18 protein-coding genes are annotated in these 16,834 nt (G+C 59.7%); 11 read left to right on the top strand and 7 right to left on the bottom strand.

All coding sequences use genetic code 11. From position 1 onward, the window contains the following. The first annotated feature begins 57 nt into the window (after nt 1–57). The 6 genes from trbL to LO787_RS14715 all read left to right on the top strand — a co-directional run bounded on the left by trbL (nt 58) and on the right by LO787_RS14715 (nt 5,510). Entirely contained in the window at nt 58–1,356 is a 1,299-nt protein-coding gene (gene trbL, locus LO787_RS14690; protein WP_232491757.1) for a P-type conjugative transfer protein TrbL, read from the top strand. A 3-nt stretch (nt 1,357–1,359) separates the two neighbouring features. Further along, on the top strand, nt 1,360–2,187 hold the full coding sequence (gene trbF / locus LO787_RS14695; protein WP_232491758.1) for a conjugal transfer protein TrbF: 828 nt from the start codon (nt 1,360–1,362) through the stop codon (nt 2,185–2,187). After that, nucleotides 2,184–3,008 carry a P-type conjugative transfer protein TrbG gene (gene trbG, locus LO787_RS14700; protein ID WP_232491759.1) on the top strand — a complete coding sequence of 275 codons (825 nt, stop codon included), beginning with the start codon at nt 2,184–2,186 and terminating at the stop codon, nt 3,006–3,008. The genes trbF and trbG overlap by 4 nt, the downstream gene beginning before the upstream one ends. Next, nucleotides 3,005–4,288, top strand: a complete 1,284-nt coding sequence (locus tag LO787_RS14705) for a TraB/TrbI/VirB10 family type IV secretion system protein (protein WP_232491760.1) — start codon at nt 3,005–3,007, stop codon at nt 4,286–4,288. The genes trbG and LO787_RS14705 overlap by 4 nt, the downstream gene beginning before the upstream one ends. 1 nt (nt 4,289) lies before the next feature. Continuing rightward, the gene (locus LO787_RS14710) at nt 4,290–4,505 is read left to right on the top strand and encodes a DUF2274 domain-containing protein (protein WP_232491761.1); all 216 of its coding nucleotides are present in this window, start codon (nt 4,290–4,292) and stop codon (nt 4,503–4,505) included. Between the two features lie 93 nt (nt 4,506–4,598). Continuing rightward, nucleotides 4,599–5,510, top strand: coding sequence for a HEPN domain-containing protein (locus LO787_RS14715; RefSeq protein WP_232491762.1), 912 nt, complete (start codon nt 4,599–4,601; stop codon nt 5,508–5,510). A gap of 328 nt (nt 5,511–5,838) precedes the next feature. On the opposite strand, the gene LO787_RS14720 is transcribed toward LO787_RS14715, so the two are convergent. The 4 genes from LO787_RS14720 to LO787_RS14735 all read right to left on the bottom strand — a co-directional run bounded on the left by LO787_RS14720 (nt 5,839) and on the right by LO787_RS14735 (nt 9,417). Further along, nucleotides 5,839–6,207 (bottom strand): hypothetical protein, encoded by a 369-nt coding sequence (locus LO787_RS14720; protein WP_232491763.1) that lies wholly within the window; start codon nt 6,205–6,207, stop codon nt 5,839–5,841. Nucleotides 6,208–6,260: 53 nt separating this feature from the next. Next, a complete protein-coding gene (locus LO787_RS14725) occupies nt 6,261–8,006 on the bottom strand; it encodes an ATP-binding protein (protein ID WP_232491764.1) in 1,746 nt (581 codons plus the stop codon). After that, the gene (locus LO787_RS14730; RefSeq protein WP_232491765.1) at nt 8,003–8,938 is read right to left on the bottom strand and encodes an SIR2 family protein; all 936 of its coding nucleotides are present in this window, start codon (nt 8,936–8,938) and stop codon (nt 8,003–8,005) included. The genes LO787_RS14725 and LO787_RS14730 overlap by 4 nt, the downstream gene beginning before the upstream one ends. Nucleotides 8,939–9,255: 317 nt before the next feature. After that, complete coding sequence (locus tag LO787_RS14735) at nt 9,256–9,417, bottom strand: hypothetical protein (RefSeq protein WP_232491766.1); 162 nt, start codon at nt 9,415–9,417, stop codon at nt 9,256–9,258. A 209-nt stretch (nt 9,418–9,626) separates the two neighbouring features. Between LO787_RS14735 and LO787_RS14740 the strand changes: the two genes are divergently transcribed. Continuing rightward, nucleotides 9,627–10,700 carry a hypothetical protein gene (locus LO787_RS14740; RefSeq protein ID WP_232491767.1) on the top strand — a complete coding sequence of 358 codons (1,074 nt, stop codon included), beginning with the start codon at nt 9,627–9,629 and terminating at the stop codon, nt 10,698–10,700. Here LO787_RS14740 and LO787_RS14745 read toward each other — a convergent pair. The 3 genes from LO787_RS14745 to LO787_RS14755 are packed head-to-tail and all read right to left on the bottom strand — an operon-like array spanning nt 10,697 to nt 13,988. After that, nucleotides 10,697–11,173 (bottom strand): Mov34/MPN/PAD-1 family protein, encoded by a 477-nt coding sequence (locus tag LO787_RS14745; protein WP_232491768.1) that lies wholly within the window; start codon nt 11,171–11,173, stop codon nt 10,697–10,699. The genes LO787_RS14740 and LO787_RS14745 overlap by 4 nt on opposite strands. Continuing rightward, entirely contained in the window at nt 11,170–12,813 is a 1,644-nt protein-coding gene (locus LO787_RS14750) for a ThiF family adenylyltransferase (protein WP_232491769.1), read from the bottom strand. The genes LO787_RS14745 and LO787_RS14750 overlap by 4 nt, the downstream gene beginning before the upstream one ends. After that, nucleotides 12,810–13,988, bottom strand: a complete 1,179-nt coding sequence (locus tag LO787_RS14755) for a CBASS cGAMP synthase (RefSeq protein ID WP_232491770.1) — start codon at nt 13,986–13,988, stop codon at nt 12,810–12,812. Before LO787_RS14755 ends, LO787_RS14750 begins: the two co-directional genes overlap by 4 nt. 74 nt (nt 13,989–14,062) lie before the next feature. On the opposite strand from LO787_RS14755, the gene LO787_RS14760 reads away from it, so the two are divergent. The 4 genes from LO787_RS14760 to LO787_RS14775 all read left to right on the top strand — a co-directional run bounded on the left by LO787_RS14760 (nt 14,063) and on the right by LO787_RS14775 (nt 16,831). Beyond that, complete coding sequence (locus LO787_RS14760) at nt 14,063–14,815, top strand: hypothetical protein (protein WP_232491771.1); 753 nt, start codon at nt 14,063–14,065, stop codon at nt 14,813–14,815. Further along, the gene (locus tag LO787_RS14765) at nt 14,812–15,276 is read left to right on the top strand and encodes a hypothetical protein (protein ID WP_232491772.1); all 465 of its coding nucleotides are present in this window, start codon (nt 14,812–14,814) and stop codon (nt 15,274–15,276) included. The genes LO787_RS14760 and LO787_RS14765 overlap by 4 nt, the downstream gene beginning before the upstream one ends. Next, nucleotides 15,273–15,878 carry a Cap15 family cyclic dinucleotide receptor domain-containing protein gene (locus LO787_RS14770; RefSeq protein ID WP_232491773.1) on the top strand — a complete coding sequence of 202 codons (606 nt, stop codon included), beginning with the start codon at nt 15,273–15,275 and terminating at the stop codon, nt 15,876–15,878. Before LO787_RS14765 ends, LO787_RS14770 begins: the two co-directional genes overlap by 4 nt. Before the next feature lie 368 nt (nt 15,879–16,246). Next, a complete protein-coding gene (locus LO787_RS14775; RefSeq protein ID WP_232491774.1) occupies nt 16,247–16,831 on the top strand; it encodes a hypothetical protein in 585 nt (194 codons plus the stop codon). Nucleotides 16,832–16,834 lie beyond the last annotated feature (3 nt).

The raw sequence follows: 16,834 nt of genomic DNA on the forward strand, positions 1-16,834 counted from the left end.
GCTCCCGCGACACCCCCACGACACCCGGGCCATCATCCGCACGGAAGGATACGACGAATGGACGATCTCAGCGTCATCGACCAGTTCCTGGCGACCTTCATCGCCTACATCGACAGCGGCTTTGGCCTGCTGGGCGGCGACGTGAGGTTCCTGACCGCGACTCTGATCGGCATCGACGTGACGATCGCCGCGCTGTTCTGGACGCTCGGCGGCGAGGACAACGTGCTCGGCCGGTTCATACGCAAGATACTCTACGTCGGCGCGTTTGCCTACATCATCAACGCGTTCTCCTCGCTCTCCGACATCATCTACCGTTCCTTCGCGCAGGCCGGTTTGACCGCCGGCGGCGGCACGCTCAGCGCCGATGATCTGCTGAAGCCCGGACGTCTCGCGGGCATCGGCTTCTCGGCAGCCTGGCCGATGCTCGATCAGGTCTCGAAGATGCTCGGCTTCACCAGCTTCTTCGACAATTTCCTGACCATCGTCGTGCTGCTCGTCGCGTGGCTGATCGTGATCCTCGCCTTCTTCGTCCTCTCCGTGCAGATGTTCGTGTGCATCATCGAGTTCAAGCTGGTGAGCCTGGCGGGTTTCATCCTCGTGCCGTTCGCGCTGTGGAACCGTACCAGCTTCCTTGCCGAGCGCGTGCTCGGGCATGTCGTGAGTTCGGGGATCAAGGTCATGGTGCTGGGCGTCATCGTCGGCATCGGCTCCAATTTCTTCGACCAGTTCACCAGCGGGCTGCAGGGGCAGGAGCCCAGCATCGCGCAGGCCATGAGCCTGGTGCTGGCAAGCCTCGCACTGCTTGGTCTGGGCATCTTCGCACCCTCCGTCGCCAGTGGTCTCGCTTCGGGCGCTCCGCAGCTTGGCGCCGGCGCCGCCCTCGGAACCGTCGCCGGCGCGGGAGCTGCGGCCATGGTCGGCGGCGGAGCGGCCATCGGCGGAGCGCGCCTCGCCGCGTCGGCTGGCCTAGGCGGCATGCGGGCCGGCACCTCGATGGGTGCCGGAGCGGCGACAGCCTTTTCGATGGGCCAGCAGGCCACCGGCAATGCCTCGATCAGATCCGGCCTTGGCGGCGTTGCCAGGGCTGCCGGAAACGCTGCGCGCAACCGGGTGTCGGGAGCGCTGGGCCTGGGCGACGCCGCGGCGCAGGGTCGCGACAGCGCGCGCGAGGCATTCGCCGGTTCGAACTCTCCCCCACCGGCTTCCAGTGGGGGAGAGACCCCGCCCGCCTGGGCGCGCGCGATTCAGGCGCAGCAGCTCTCCCGTCATCGTCGCCAGCTTGCCGTCCACGCGATCCAGCAGGGCGATCGCGGCGGCGGTTCCCTCACTCCCGACATCAACGAAAGGAACGACTAGACCATGCGCTTCAAACGCAGCACCGGGGCATATGGGCATACCCCGCCGCCCGTGACCCCCTACCAACGTGCGGGACAGGTGTGGGACGAGCGCATCGGCGCTTCCCGTGTCCAGGCGCGGAACTGGCGCTTCATGGCGTTCGGTTCGCTCGCATTGTCCACTGTGATGGCCTGCGGTCTGCTGTGGCAGTCGCGGCAAAGCCGGGTGGTCCCGTACGTGGTCGCGATCGACCGCCTCGGTGAGCCGCGCGCATTGTCCGAGGCGGACGCGTCCTATACGCCGACCGACCCCCAGATCGCCTGGGCCTTGTCCAAGTTCGTGTCGCATGTGCGCGGCGTGTCGCTCGACCCGGTCATCGCGCGGCGCGACTGGCTCGAGGCCTACGATTTCACGACCCAGCGCGGCGCGAAGTTCCTCAGCGAATATGCCCGCACATCCGGCGCGCTGACCCGGATCGGCGAACGCACCGTCACGGTGCAGGTGACCAGCGTGGTGCGCGCATCGGAGACCAGCTTCCAGGTCAAGTGGAAGGAAGATGCCTTCGAACGCGGCAGCCGGAACGGGACGAGCCGTTGGACCGGCATCCTTACCCTTGTTCGAAAGACCCCGCGCGACGCCGATACGCTGCGCCGCAACCCCCTCGGCATCTACATCGACGCGATCGACTGGAGCCGCGAATTCGACGGGACGTCTGAAACCGCCGATCGCGCGACGGTGCCCGCGCCACAGCCCGCCCCGCAGCCGACCTCGCAGGGGCAATCGATGGTCGGAACAGCCGGTACCGCAATTGCCAGCCCATCTTCTTCCGCATCAATGGAGACACTGCCATGAGCACGCATATCCTTGCAGCATTCGCGATGGTCACGGGCGGTCATGGGCCGGTTGATACCGTGAACCGGGCGGCGAGTTCGGCCCCGCCTTCCGCCCGGATCGCGCCGGTCGAACCGTCTCCATCCGCCTGGGTGAACACGCGTCAGGTCTATCTGTGGTCGGATGGCGCGGTCTACCGCGCCTGGGTCGAGCCCGGCATGATCACCGATATCGTCCTGCAGCCGGGCGAAACGCTGATCGCGGTGGCCGCAGGCGATACCGCGCGGTGGGCGATCGGGGATACCGCCAGCGGCAGCGGCGACGAGAAGAGAACCCATATCCTCGTCAAGCCGTTCAGCGCGGATCTGGCGACCAACGTCGTGATCACAACTGATCGTCGGACCTATCATCTGCAACTCACCAGCAAGGTCGGGGCCGGGATGGTGGCGTTGTCGTGGAACTACCCGCTGGACGAGATGCTGGCGGTCAAGCGCGCCGAGGCTACCGCCGATGCCGTGCGCCCGGTTGCGGCCGGGCTGGGGCTGGAGCAGCTTTATTTCGGTTACGCGATCACCGGCGACAGGCCCGCGTGGCGACCGCTGCGCGCGTTCGACGATGGTCGCCAGACCTTCATCGAGTTTCCTGCGCAGATCGGTGTCGACGACGCGCCGCCGCTGTTCGTGATCGGCGTCGATGGCGGCGCCGAACTCGTGAACTACCGCATGCGCGGCCGCTTCTACGTGGTCGATCGCATATTCGCTACTGCCGAGCTGCGGCTCGGCACGAAGAAGCAGCAGGTCGTCAGGATCGAGCGTGGCGTCGCCGGAAAGGCAGGGCGATGACTTGGGAAACGTACGACAACCTCGATCAACCTGCGGCGCTGCCGCAGGAGCCCTCCATTAAAGCCGATGAACAGACACGAGGGCATGCGGGCGCTGCAGATGAACCCGCCCCAGGCCAGCCCAAGGTCGATCCGGAAACGCTGGCGATCCGGGCACGCCCGCCCCGCGCCATCCGATTTCGGCGCGAGGTGATCATTGCCGGGTGCACGGTCGGGGCGTTCGCGCTTGCCGGCGTCGGCTGGATCGCACTGAGGCCACAGATATTTTCCCGGGCGCCGCAGGAAAGCGAACTGTCCCGACCGAACCCGCTGCCATCGTCCGACGCGGTCGAGGCTTTGCCCAGGACCTATGGTGATGTCCCGAAGCTCGGGGTACCGCTACCGGGTGATCTTGGCCGGCCAATCCTGCGTGCCCAGGAGCGGGGGATGGCGACCGACATGCCGAGGGCGCGGGAGGACGATGCCACTACCGCGCGGGCGGCCGACCGGCAGGCTGCGGAGCTGCAGACGGCCAGGCAATCCGCGCTGGTCGCAGTCAGCGGTACGACCATGCAGGCTCAGGCGTCCATCGCGGCACCATCCGCCGATACCAGCAGTCCGGATGCCGGGACGCAGCCGAGCGGCGCGCAGGTGCCGAGCGATCGCAGGCAGCAGTTCGCGGATACGCTCGATACGCGCGGCGATGTAAACCCGCACCTGCTGTCACCGTCGCCATCGCCCAATACCCTCGCGGCGGGCAGTGTCGTCGTCGCGAGCCTGATCACCGGCCTCAATTCCGATCTTCCCGGCATCGTCATCGCACAGGTCACCCAGAACGCCTACGATACGGCGACGGGCCAGGTCGTTCTTATCCCGCAGGGCAGCCGCCTTATCGGGAAATACGATTCCGCGGTCGGCTATGGTCAAAGCCGCGCGCTCGTCGTGTGGCAGCGGTTGATCATGCCGGACGGCAGCTCGCTGCAACTCGACAACATGCCGGCGACCGATGCGGCAGGGCAGGGCGGTCTTGCCGACCGTACCAACTACCATACCGGTCGGCTTGCCCAAGGCATTCTGCTTTCCACCCTGCTGGGGGTCGGGACGGAGCTATCGATCTCCGGCGAAAGCGACGTGGTGCGCGCGCTGCGCGATTCCGCGCAGACAAGCACGGCGCGGGCAGGCGACCAGATCACGCAGCGCAATCTCGACGTGCAGCCCTCGATCACCGTCCGCCCAGGCGCATCTGTGCGTCTGATCGTCCGGCAGGACCTGATCCTCAAGCCCTGGAACAAGGAGAACTGACATGTCCGCCATTAAGCTTCCGCCGCTTCCCGATCGTACGCCGGTCAAGCTGTCCGTGTCCATGCTGCCGGATCTCCACCAGACACTCCTGGAATATGCGGCGGTATATGCCTCTACCTACGGAAAGGAGGTCTCCGTTGGCGATCTCATTCCTGCGATCGTCGCCAACTACCTCGAAACCGACCGATCCTTCCTTCAGAGCAGGAAACGGCAATAGCGTGCGGCCTCATCTCTCCGGGTGGGGAGGGTCGGCTTGCCTGACGAGCGATTTTGGCTTGGCACGGCGGCAATTTCCGGCGAATCTAGGAAGATGAAGACCAGTCTCGACCATCTCCCCGAAGGCAAGCGTGCGGAACTCGCCCATGTGGTGAAGGTGATCCGCGAAGGTTTCGCCTTTGCGACGGCGAGACGGACCCAGCCGCATCTCAGATCGGCGAAGCTGCTCAAGATCATCCTGTTCGGCAGCTATGCCCGCGGCGACTGGGTTGAAGATCCGGTCGGCCGCTACTTTTCCGATTTCGATCTGTTGATCGTTGTGAACCATGAAGACCTCACTGACGTCGCGGAGTTCTGGGAGAAAACCGAGAGCCAACTGATTACGGACCTCTCCGAAGGTGTGCATCTCAGAACGCTGGCATCGCCGATTTTTCACAGTCTCGATGATGTGAATGAGAAGCTGCGGTTGGGGCGGTATTTCTTCATGGACATTCTCCAAGACGGAATTGCGCTGTTCGAGGAGCCTGGACACGAATTCGTTCAGCCACAACCGCTTTCGCCGGAGCAGGCTCTGCAAGAGACACGTGAATACTTTGAAGAATGGTTTGAGAGTGCAGAAAGATTTTACGTCAATGCGAAAGAAAATTCTGATCGAGGGTGGAATAAAGAAGCTGCATTCTTGTTCCATCAAGCAGTAGAGCGCTTTTATCACTGCCTTTTCTTGGTGAGAACGCTTTATTCTCCCAAGACACACAACCTTAATCGTTTGCGCGACATGGCCGAAGAAATTGAGCCGATTTTGCGGACCGTTTGGTCGCGTGAGACTAGATTTCAGAAGCGTTGCTATTCGCTGCTACGAGACGCCTATGTTAAGGCAAGATATTCTCGATCATATGTCATCTCGGCTGAAGAGCTGGAATGGATAGCAGATCGCGTCGCGCTTCTACGCGACCGCGTGCGGAAGGCTTGCGAAATTAGGATCAATTATCTCGCCCTAGCCGCGTAGACTGCACCCTACGGGGGCGTGGCGGATGGCCGCCCGTGGGACATTTTGCTCCGTCCGGTTTGAAGGGCTTGGGCGGGAAAAGCGGACGTTCCGGGCACGTATTATCGCAGCTTTGGAAGCCGATCGACTTTATCGGCCCTCTGGGGCTGCGCGCAATCGAGATCGGTTGTCTCATACATTTGGCCTTAACCGCAGGCGGACGTACCTTTTACCAAGGTGAACATGTATTGAGGCGGCGAAACGGGTGCCTGCGCACATCGACATTGCTTCTGTTGAACAGTGATCATTGCCGCATATCGTACGCGTAAAGCCTCCCGCAGCGATCCTGTCACGGGTTGGACGAAGTGTGCGTCTTTCGCAGTTCAAAGCCGCGTTTGACGAGAAGCTCAACCTCCTGGATAGTTGAGGCCTCCGCCTCGACATCCCCGACCCGCAATCGGACCTTCCGGCCAGATTTTGATGCAAACCACGCTCCCGCTGCTGCGATAAGCGCTGTCGCGATCGGCGTGATCATTATGAAATAGTCGCCAGCCCAATGGGACACTTCTGGAGCGCCGGCGGAAAAACAAATAACCTGCCGCCGCCGCCCAGATTCGCCGACCATCGCCTCAAATTGATGGATGTCGGCGCTCAACAGGACGTCGGTGATCGCGGGGTCATCGTTGCTGGGAAGCAGGATAACATCCGCCATCTTCATCGGGGATAACCGGTTGTCAGCGGGTAGGCTGCCATCGCCCGATTGTTCCGACATCAACTCTGCCTCGACTGGCTGCGTAGGCACTCAACCGCAGCTTCAAGCAGCTTCTCGTCAGGTTGGAGCGAACCCCACTCCTTCCAGAAGTCTCGTGTGGCACTGTCGGGCTTCACCTGAGGCTGGTCCAGTTTGATCCGTGTCGGGAGCAGGACCGCATCACCAAGCAACAGGGCTTCACCGTTATCGAGCAGCGGCAGCATCGCGGTCAGCCCGACAAGAGAGTCGGGCATCAATCGTTTGATGACGTTTTGATCGCTGTCGTTCGTGAGCCGGAGGGCCAGGAAGTTGTTGCATTGAGAGAGAATTGTGCGGCTGACGTCTGATGGGCGCTGGCTCACAACAAGCAGAGAAAAGCCGTACTTTCGGCCTTCCTTCGCGATCCTTTCAAATGACCAGAGAGCCTGCCGCTGCACGGCATCGGCGTCATCCTTCACCGGAAGATACAGATGGGCCTCATCACACAGCAACGTAATCGGCGTGCGCGACTCTGCTTTCATCCAAAATTGGACGTCGTAGAGTAGGCGGGCAAGTGTACCGGTGACGACCGGTAGGACATCGGCCGGCACCTCGGAAAAGTCGATGATCTTGATGCCATTGCCGGAATCGGCCCGCAGCAGCTTCACAATCTGCTTCGCCAGCCATCCATAGTCGAGCGCCTCGGGCGGCGGTGAAAACATGAACCCATAGCGGCGATCATCGAGCTTCGCTTCGAGGCGCGAGATGAAGCGCGTCAGTTTGTCTTCCCATTCTCCTTTAACCGGAGCGTTGTTCTTCCCGACCCCTTTAGTTGTGTTGTCGGTCTTCAGGCGGTCGACCAACCCATTAATCGCGTAGGGGATCGGAGAATCGACGGTGAAGGTCTCCTTGACCTTGCCTTTGCCTGCTGTGTCTAGGGTAGCTCCCTTCAATTCGCGGACATGAAGGGTGAAGCGAGACGCCTGATTTGGTGCATTCTGGTCACTGCGATCCAAAATCATGGATAGCATCTCATCGCGGTTCAGAAGCCAATATGGCAGGAAGAGAGCATCATCCTTCGGAGCTGTAAGGTCGCCCGGGCCAGCAATCCTGAAGCGTTGGGCAAACCCGCCTTTGCTCTTGTCTGCAAGCGGCGCGTATTCCCCATGCATATCGAATACGACAAGATTAGGGAATTTGAGCTTAGCTGCTCTTTCGAGAATGAGGGCGACCGCCCAGCTCTTACCGGAACCGGTACTACCGAGAATCGCAGCGTGGCGCTGGAAAAAGCGGTCGCCGCTTGCAATCGCTTCGGCACTCCGGTCGGCGACAAAAGTGCCGAGTTTCAGGCGCTCGTCTTCGGAGAGATCTGCGCCTAGTATGCCCATGAACCGCTGCAAATTTCCGCCTTCGATGACGAAGCATGTGCGGTCAATCTGAGGGAAGCTGTCCGCACCGCGCTTGAAAGTATCGGCTTTGTCGCCATCGACGGTGCGGTAGGTGCCGATTACAAACGCCTGCATGTGGTCAGCGGGTGAAACAGTAAGCCCACCGAACTCGTCAGCCCCAGGATCGGCAAGCTCCTCACGAAGAGAGCGGGTGACCCGATCAGTCATCCCGATCAGGAACTCAGCCTGCGTGGCCCCCTTGATGGCGATGAGTTGACCGATCCCGACACGGGTCAACATTTCGGAATTCGTAACGTCGATAGCCACCCGACTGGTATCGACCCCAGCAACTCGTCCGATTTCATCGTTCTGCGTAAATTCGAGCGCCGGACCAGTCATGCCGATAAAACTCCGTTCACAAAGCCATCCAAATCCCAGTAGTCGATACCGGGGTAAAATATCTCGGCCCCGTCAATGATGAAGCGGGCACCTTCGAGGCCAGCTTCTTCGTGGAACTCGGCCGCGATCACGTTCTTGTTGCTGATCGCTATTTCCCGCGCTTTAGCGGAAAGCCCATAGGTCAATATCACCGTCTTCACGCCCGATTTGATACGCGGGGTAAGGTGAGTTTCCAGATGATCGTCGTTGAAGCCGTAGCCGATGATCAGAAGGCGTCGCGCCTTATCGATGGCATCGTTTCCCTTTTCTCGATGCTTGTCGAAAGGGCTTTCATATCCGCTTCGAAACTTATTCAGACCGGGCGTGATGATCAGCCGTGGCAAGGGCAGGCTTCCAGCAAAACGGACCGGATTCCCCTCACGGTGGTACCAGTCTAAGCTGCCGTGCGGCTTGAAGACGTTCGCCTTCGGCGCAAATTTGTATCGCGGAATCCTACCAACCAGCTTCACGTTCCGGCAAAAGCTCCACAAGCTATCCTTGGGAGCAAGGCGTGCAGCGAAGTGCCCGCAGAACATGGTATCGACGCCCAGTCCAGCTTCCTCGCAGGCCAGTTCGGCAAGACGATCATAGTTCGTTGTCACGATCGGGATGCCGGAATCAGGCGTCAGCAAATGCGAGATTAGCTTGGTAAGTCGAAGCGTTCTCGTATTGTTGAAGACCTCCGCGATGATGCTCGCTTCAGCCGCAGCGATGAAATCGCCGGTGCTCTGGACGATGGCTGCTTCGAGCGATGGCGTGGGCGCATGTTTTAGGAGCGCAGCTTCCAGCCCATCCTTTTCGATGAGAGGGTGAATTTCCTCCCAAAGTTTGTTGTCATCTGGAGACAGGCTGGCAGGTATGTGGGTCACAAGATGGTGCCCGAGCGCGCCCATCCCGGGAACGCCCTCCGCGCAGGATAGTCCTGAACCAACTATTAGAACGAGGCCGTCGCCGAGGTGTTCTTGAAGCTGCTTTTTTAATGAACTTAATTCCACGGGCTCCCACCGATATCGCAGCGTCAATCTCGAAAACCGAATTCATGGTCGTCTAGACGGCAGACAAGCGCAATATGTGCTAGATTTCAATGCGCTCGAGCGCGCCACTAGCAGAAAAGAGTGTGGATTAGGTTGCAGTTGCCTTAACCCTTGCGGAGAGTGTTATCCATTAAGTAACTACCTGCCATTTCAGGCAGAATTTCGTTCTAACGCCCTCAGATTGACCAGAGCGTCACCGCCATCCCCACCTGCACTTTGGATTCCATCGGCGCTTTATCGGCTAGGCCGGAAGAAACAGTTCCGCGACGCAAATCGGTTTCGCATTGATTGTAGGATCGCTCGAAATCAGATTTTACCCTCTTCTCGTGATCGGCCATCAGAAACTGTGTGGAAAGCGATCAATCCGCACACTCGTCCTCCCGTGCGCTTGCCGGAGGAGAATGCTCGACGAATTGCAGTTTGAGCGTTAGATACAGAAACACCAGGTGAGGACTAGCCTGACCTGGTGCCCTATATTCTGTGTCGAGGGCGCATAGCTTTCGCCAGTGGGGCCGCTTCGACTGCTAAAGGATATCTAGGCGAGGGAATGGCAGAAAGTCAAGTACCATACCCCAATCTGCCGGCCCAAATCGCTGCAATTCGAGCCTCACTGTCAGAACCTCGCTTCGCCACATATCTCCAAAAAGGTGGTGGTGACGAGGCCTATGCAATCGCCCTCTACCTTTACAACGCACGAGTGGCTAAAGCGTTCATGTTCCCGCTCGGTGTGGTGGAAATCACTCTGCGCAACGCTATCGACGCATTGCTCGTGACACAACATGGTACGACCTGGCATCTCGAGGCGGGGTTCCGCAACACTGTGCTGATGCCCGAAGGCCTGTCGACGCTTGACAAAGCGATCCAGCGCGGCGGCGCCGGCGCGGCTCGCGGCCGGGTCGTCGCGGAACTGACTTTCGATTTCTGGTCGAACTTGTTCCGTCCCAACTATGGCGCTCTCTGGCGGACAGGGCTCAACATTGTATTTCCAAACTTGCCCAAGACAACTACGCGACACGACATCCAAACGATGGCGCGTTCCATCAACCAGTTCCGCAACCGCGTCGCGCATCATGAGCCGGTCCTCGATATCAACGTCACCGACGTTTATGCTAGCATCGTCGAGCTTGTCGGCCTGCGCTGCACCGAGACCGCAGGCTGGCTGAAGCATCATTCGACGCTCAGCACCGTCATTCGTACCCGCCCTCGTGGTGCCGCTGCAGGCTTTGTTAATCTGGGATCCCGATTGGCGCCCGATTTTATCGCGGTTACCGAAGCAACGACGATCGAAGAGGTTGCGACACAGTTCGATCGAAAATGCCAAGTGGCCGTCTGCCTCGATGGCGAAGGGGCGCTAGTTGCGGCGTTCGGGCCGCTCGACCTCGTTCGCTTCTTTGCCGATGACAGCAAGGCCAATGATGGGATGACCGCACCGCGCGAGCAGACAGTTGGCGCATTGCTCGCAGCGATCAACGTCGGTGGCGGCTGGACGGCATTGCCAGCGGAGGGTCCGGTCGCCGCGGCGGTGGATCAGTTGAAGGGGAAGGCGATAAACATTGTGGTCGGCACCGATGCGACAGGCGCAGTAGTTGGCGTCATCACTCGTTCACTGCGCCGCTATTAAGCTGGTGCGAAGCCGATTCCGGCCGGGGAGCGTTCGCGTTCGGCAAATACGGTCGGCTGCGCGCAGCCGGGGTGCATCAGGCCGATCCAAGTCGTTTGATAGCCAAGGATCAAAAAAACCATCGGTGCGCGGCGCCTGTCAGTGATTCGACGCCAGCTGTTCAGATCAATGCCAGAGGGGGTGGGTATCGCTTGTGGATGCGAATGCCACTCGCCCAGCCAGTCGACGACATGGCGAGACTGCAGCCACCGCTTGCGTGCGATTTCGCTATGCCCGGCCCTTCCTCGCCGAAAAGCAAAGCGTGAGCCCCGGTCTCCGATCATCGGCAAAGTGCCATCGATAATATGGAAGTGTGCACCGCGCCGGGTTCCAAGCAGAATGCCCCCGCGCTCCTCGTGGCAACCCAGATACGCAACATCCGCGAACAGTGATGCCATAACCGCTTCCTCGAAAAGGATCAGCGATGCACTCACGCGCTACAGGCTGCGCATTCGGCCAATGGGGCGGGCGACACCCAGGCAAGCCGGTCCCGGCCCTGCACGGAATCGACGATTGTTGTGCGCAGTCGATAACCGGGTGTGCCCCCCGCCCAATCAATAGCTGCGCGCACGGCCAGTGCCGCTGCTGCTACCGGGGCATCGGACGGAAAGGGGACATAACCGCCTTCGCCGCAGTGAGCGGGTGCTCGACGTACCTGCGCATCCGGATCTCGCATCGGATTGTACCGCCATTGCCCTCCAAAACCGGTGCGAAGGCAGCGATAACAGACGAGTCCGTCGCCTAAGTTCAGAAAAGACTGGCCAGCAATGCCGTTGCCGAAAACCCATGCGTGGAGCAGGGCCAGTTGCTGACCGTCCCGTCTAGCCCTTAGATAGAGCTCGTTCAGGGCAGTTGAGACATTGGCGTCGCCGGTCGCATCGATGACGAGGTCACATCGTGCCAGTGCGGCCCAATCGTCGAGCGCGTTACCCTGCCTATAGTCGACGTCGACATCGGGATGAAAACCCTGCACGAATTTTGCGAGCGCTTCGGCCTTCGGCTTGGCAAGGTCGCCGAAACCGAGCACATGGCGCCCCAGATTCCCTGGCTTGAGCGTATCAGGATCGTAAAGCGTGAACAGGGCATCACAGCCCGCGCCGTTTTGGACGAGAAGGTGAGCCAGATAGCCTCCGATCGTGCCGCACCCGATCAAGGCGATCCGTTTTCCGATTAAGCCGATGCGTCCATCCGAGTTGCGGCTGACGCAAAAGCGGAGGTCTGCTTTCGTTGCTGATTCATGTGTTAGCATGACTTCATTAGTCCTCGAGGCAAGCATTGTCCGCAGGAAATTTGGGCGAAATCCTTTGGGCTTGGCATGAACCAGCGCCAATGTCCCCTCCAGCCTAGGCCGCCAGCCAACGATCGCATTGGGGGCTGCAAGCAGAATGTGTTCGAGCCGCGCCGACGCATTGAGCACCGCCGCTCGCCATCCGGGCGGCGGTTTCTCTTGGCCCGCGATGTAGGTAATCGCTTGGTCGAGCCGTTGCGGCGGAAAGCCTGCAGCGTGTCGAAGCGGCCGGTCGAAAACGAGAACGTTAACCTGCTCGCGCGTGTTCCCTTTGGCTTGCCAGGCATCCTTCGGCACCAATACAAGTCCCGATGGTTTACCTGCTCTTGTCTTGACAATATCTGCAGCGACGATCGAAGGTGAATTTGGTAGCGACAGCGCCGAATAGAAATAACTGCCCCGCCAATAGGCGGCGAGCTCGTTGTCGAACTCGCGACTCGACTTGGCGCCGAAGGATCGTTCCAGTGCCTTCGCCGCTTCTTCCAGGACGCGAAGCGCCGCCCCGCCCGCATCGTAGAGGTCGAGCACTAGTCCGCCTTCGTCAGTGTAGCAAATGCTGCCACCGACCAGCAGGTGGGCGATCTGTCTTTCACCGAGTGCGGCGCCTTCAACGAGGCGGACGATAGGCAAGGTCGCGAAGCTAGGATCAGAGAACGCTGCTTCCACGGTTACCGTCTTGCCGTGAACCTTAATAGGGCCCTGATAGGTGGCAGGCGGTCCTATATAGGTGAAGCCCTTGGCGGTAAGCGTCGCATGTATCGTCCATATCGGATCGGGCGTGTTCATCCGGAGGTGGAGGCGCTCACTGCAGGAGAAGCGACCTTCGTCGGGCGCTCGGCTGCTACCGTGGCCGCTATTGTGGGAAGCATCTCCACTGCGTCTGGGCGATAGGGGATGCGCGTGCCAAGAGCGCGTTGGAGGCTTTCGACCACCAGAGTGGCATCGTAAGTGCCCTTTAACGCAGCGTGGAGGTCCGCTGCCAGTACCTCGGCCCCGTCGATCACCGCATCGCGGTTTTCCGGGGAACAATCGTTGAGAATGACGCGCTGCCCAGGAAAGACCGGGTTGAGCAGCTCGCCGCGCAGGATTCCGGGTAAGCGTTGTGCAACCTCATAGAGAAGGTGATCATCCGGAAGTGCTCGGTGCCCGCCGTTCAGCATGCCAAGTGCTTTCTCAACTGCGACCATGAGGGTGATAGAAGTCAAGCAGGGCTTGGGCCAGCGTTGGTCGCGCCAGCCCTTGAGATAGCGGCACACCCGCCGAAAATCCTGTCCATAGCGTGTGACGCATGCCTCGACCCAATCTTTCATGCGCAATGGATCGGACTGCGTCCAAGTTCCATCACGATAGGCCAGCATGATCTTGTCGGATGGCAGGCGCTCGTAATGCTCGCCCGTACGCTTTGCAAGCACGGCATCCCGTGCTTGCAAAGCGATCGATTCGGTTACTCGCCGAGGTGCGGAATAGATCGGCAGATCGATATGGGCATCGATGGCGGTCTGCACGCGGACGCAGCAATCCTTCTCGGGCATGTGCCAGCCACGCACCTTACATAACGGCTCCAACGCTTCTTCAATGAACTGGTAAAGCGCTCCGGCAACCAGAGCAGGCTCACCACTGTCGAGATATTCGACGTTGAAGTAGACGCCATCGTCAAGGTCAATTTGCTGAGGTGGAAGGTGCCAAGGCATGACTAGCAAATCATAGTCTACCGAGCCCTGAACTTTAAACTTTGGCATGATCGACGGCCGCTGACTCGCCGCGACCGCCATCAAGCGGCCTCGCCAAAACCGACTTTCTAGCGGTATCTTGCGGGCCGCGTCGCGAAGGGTCTGGCGGATCTCGCGCTGGGCGTTCCTGAGCGCGGCCTCGCGCTCATCTTCAACCAGTAGAGCTTCGTGATAGCTCTGGAAGCGCGAGGCCCCTACGAATAGTGCGCTTGCGCGCGCGAGAAACCCCATATCTGACTCCCCGGAAACAACTGGAATGGCAACTGTTGCTCCCTTCCCGAAAATTAAGTAGGAACGTTCATCATATGTTCAAGATGCTCCCCCCTACTTTCTTAGCAGTGCCGGTCGCTTGGCTGGCGATCTTACTACTTATAGGTTTGAACTCCATCTCGCCCAACCTGAGGGCAATCGGCCTGTCTCCTGCCAATAGCTGGGTCGTGCTGGTTATTCAGAGCGTAATGGCGCTTTTCTTCCTGACTCCCGCCTGGAAGCTCCTGTGGAAGCTCGTGCCGCCGCTCAACCGCTGGTTCTATCCAGACCTGTCAGGCGAGTGGAACGTCGAGCTCGAGTCCAATTTCTCGCGGATCGAAGCGATCCTTGGCGCTGCAGTGGATCCCAAGATCACTCTCGACATGCGCCTGTGCCCACCCGCTGACTTGCCCCCACTCCAAACTAGCCAATTACGGGCGAAGATCACGCAAGGGTGGGTCGGCATGGATATGGAGGTCTGGAATCCTAGCGGAGGCGGGCCGATCAAACAATCGGAGACGATCGTTGTCGAGCCGTTCCGCGGACGACAGGGAAAGCATGGCCTCGCCTATATTTTCGAGCAGCATAACGAAACCGATACTCCGAGCGATGCGAATTGTTTCAAAGGTGCAGCCTGGATCGTGCGTGACCGCGAGGATCCCAATGTACTACATGGCCGTATGTGGAATGATCGAATGTGGCGGCGTGGCATGAATACAGCGGCCAATGTCCGCCTCACTCGAGTGACGCCTTGGCGTTCCTTCTGGGAGAGGGCGAATAACATAGGTGGGAGCTCGGAGGCGGAATGAACAGGCAACCGGCCCCTACGGGCTTTATTGAATTGCTCTCGGGATTGCTTGCGGACGTGACAAGCCGAGCTGGTGATGGGTTTTCGGGGATCGGCCTGATCATTTGCGACACACCGCAGAGCCTGCCCATCCTTCCGCTTCGAGACAGCGCCCCTAAGTGGGCCGCGGGCAGTAAGCTTGCCGATTTCTTGGCAGGAGTTTCACAAACGGCCGGCCTTTATCATGACGGTTTCCATGTACTGTCGAGCTCATTGAAGCCTGTGGCCATCGCGCAATACTTCTCTCCGCCGATCGTGCCGGGCATCGTGCTGGATCGCAGTCGGCATTTTGGCGGCCGCTATGTTGCCGCATTGCTAGGTTCGGCCCTAATTGGAGTGCGTGCGACCGGCATCGCCAGCCGGGACTTCGGCATAGCGATCTTCGAGCGTGGCCAAGAGAGTTGGTTCGGACCTACGCAATGATCGGGCTCTTGCCTATCCGTCTCGTGATCTGCTGGATTGCAGTTATCTATGCCAGTTTGGCCTTGCTGCTGTTTGCAGCGCTGATCACTTTTGGCGGCAAGGAAATGGGGCTGTGGCCAGCAGCAACCTTCGCGTTTGGGGGGTCGAGCTTTTTGCAGCTCGTCCTCCTCTTTTGGTTCTCGGTCGGGTGGCGATGGTTCTGGCGCCGCATACCCAACTTCAATGAATGGCTCTACCCCGACATCCACGGTCAATGGGATATGGAGATTGCGCTAGGCGGCGCGAACGGCCAAGGGCGAAAGATCGAAGCTAAGGCGATGATCAAACAGGACTTCCTAAAGCTCAGTATGACGGTGATCGCGCCAGGTTCACGATCCGTAACGCTCTCCACTGTGCCGAAAAAGGATCCAGAATCGGGCTTGCCGCAACTCCACTACATATTCCTGGTCACCACCAATCCAGAGGCCGGTACAGCGAGTAAAAGCTATAGAGGCGCTGCAATCCTTGATCTCGATCCGACGTTACAAGCCGAAATAACCGGCATCTATTGGACTTCGGCGGAGACCAGCGGGACCTACCGTCTCTTTAACCGGCGCGACTGAGGTACTGGTTGCTGTTATGTGCCGCTGTCCGCTTCGCCCGATTGACCGCTGCAACAGGTCTTTCAGCTAGCGGCTCTTCTTTAGCATTCGAAATGGGTAAGCAGACTGGCCGGTTCCAAGACCGGAAAATCGGCGGCTGAACGACCGACAAGGGTCGACGACGGGAAGTCCGCAACGCGCCCATGCCGACCATTCAGCCCTGGGAAGCAACCACCGAAAGCTGCCGGTCGTGACGAGTTAATGAGCAGGCGACTTTCCGAACACCGCTGAAATGGGGTGCCTGATGTTCCGCACCTGTTCCAATGGCGCGCTGAGCGTGCTATCCGAGAAGTATGAGCGGGGCGGGGGAAAATCTGAGGGTGAACACTGTGGGTGAACGCCCGGTCATCGGTGTGCTGGTTGCCGACTTTTTGCCGGTGACTATCGCGGATGGCATAGAGGCAGAATTGTCGGCCCCTGGGCTGCTTGTCAGCGTTCAGCATCGGCCACTTGGCCCGTTCGCCGGGGGCGAACTCTATCTTCCCAGCGCAATCATGATCTTTATCGCTGGCGGCTATTTCAACGGCTTTCTCGCGAAGCTGGGAGAGGATCACTACGCAGCACTTAAGGGGGCGGCGAAGCGCCTTTTCCGGCGTTCGGTCCCGCTTGCAATCAGTTCCGTGGGTTCACCGGGCAAGGCGTCAAAGTCTGGTTTCTCGCTGGCTTATTCGGTAACGGGGGAAGTCGCATCAGGCCTTTGCTTCAAGCTTATTCTGCAATCCGAGGTCGACCCCGAGGTTGGGCAGGTAGGCGTCGATGCGTTCATCGACCTGATCCGGGATATTCACGCCGACGCTCTTGACGCCGAGGCGGTTGAAAGTTTTCTCAAATATCGGCCAGTAGGCGGCACGGTGCTGGTCACTTTCGACGCTGCAACGCGACGTATCGTACCCGTCGACGGGCTCGCTCGGTGATGT

This window comes from Novosphingobium kaempferiae (assembly GCF_021227995.1).
Taxonomy (GTDB): Bacteria; Pseudomonadota; Alphaproteobacteria; order Sphingomonadales; family Sphingomonadaceae; genus Novosphingobium; species Novosphingobium kaempferiae.

Coding starts and splice junctions, on each gene's coding strand:
- trbL (WP_232491757.1), top strand. CDS start 58: ATGGACGATCTCAGCGTCATCGACCAGTTCCTGGCGACCTTCATCGCC.
- trbF (WP_232491758.1), top strand. CDS start 1,360: ATGCGCTTCAAACGCAGCACCGGGGCATATGGGCATACCCCGCCGCCC.
- trbG (WP_232491759.1), top strand. CDS start 2,184: ATGAGCACGCATATCCTTGCAGCATTCGCGATGGTCACGGGCGGTCAT.
- LO787_RS14705 (WP_232491760.1), top strand. CDS start 3,005: ATGACTTGGGAAACGTACGACAACCTCGATCAACCTGCGGCGCTGCCG.
- LO787_RS14710 (WP_232491761.1), top strand. CDS start 4,290: ATGTCCGCCATTAAGCTTCCGCCGCTTCCCGATCGTACGCCGGTCAAG.
- LO787_RS14715 (WP_232491762.1), top strand. CDS start 4,599: ATGAAGACCAGTCTCGACCATCTCCCCGAAGGCAAGCGTGCGGAACTC.
- LO787_RS14720 (WP_232491763.1), bottom strand. CDS start 6,207: ATGAAGATGGCGGATGTTATCCTGCTTCCCAGCAACGATGACCCCGCG.
- LO787_RS14725 (WP_232491764.1), bottom strand. CDS start 8,006: ATGACTGGTCCGGCGCTCGAATTTACGCAGAACGATGAAATCGGACGA.
- LO787_RS14730 (WP_232491765.1), bottom strand. CDS start 8,938: ATGGGCGCGCTCGGGCACCATCTTGTGACCCACATACCTGCCAGCCTG.
- LO787_RS14735 (WP_232491766.1), bottom strand. CDS start 9,417: ATGGCCGATCACGAGAAGAGGGTAAAATCTGATTTCGAGCGATCCTAC.
- LO787_RS14740 (WP_232491767.1), top strand. CDS start 9,627: ATGGCAGAAAGTCAAGTACCATACCCCAATCTGCCGGCCCAAATCGCT.
- LO787_RS14750 (WP_232491769.1), bottom strand. CDS start 12,813: ATGAACACGCCCGATCCGATATGGACGATACATGCGACGCTTACCGCC.
- LO787_RS14755 (WP_232491770.1), bottom strand. CDS start 13,988: ATGGGGTTTCTCGCGCGCGCAAGCGCACTATTCGTAGGGGCCTCGCGC.
- LO787_RS14760 (WP_232491771.1), top strand. CDS start 14,063: ATGTTCAAGATGCTCCCCCCTACTTTCTTAGCAGTGCCGGTCGCTTGG.
- LO787_RS14765 (WP_232491772.1), top strand. CDS start 14,812: ATGAACAGGCAACCGGCCCCTACGGGCTTTATTGAATTGCTCTCGGGA.
- LO787_RS14770 (WP_232491773.1), top strand. CDS start 15,273: ATGATCGGGCTCTTGCCTATCCGTCTCGTGATCTGCTGGATTGCAGTT.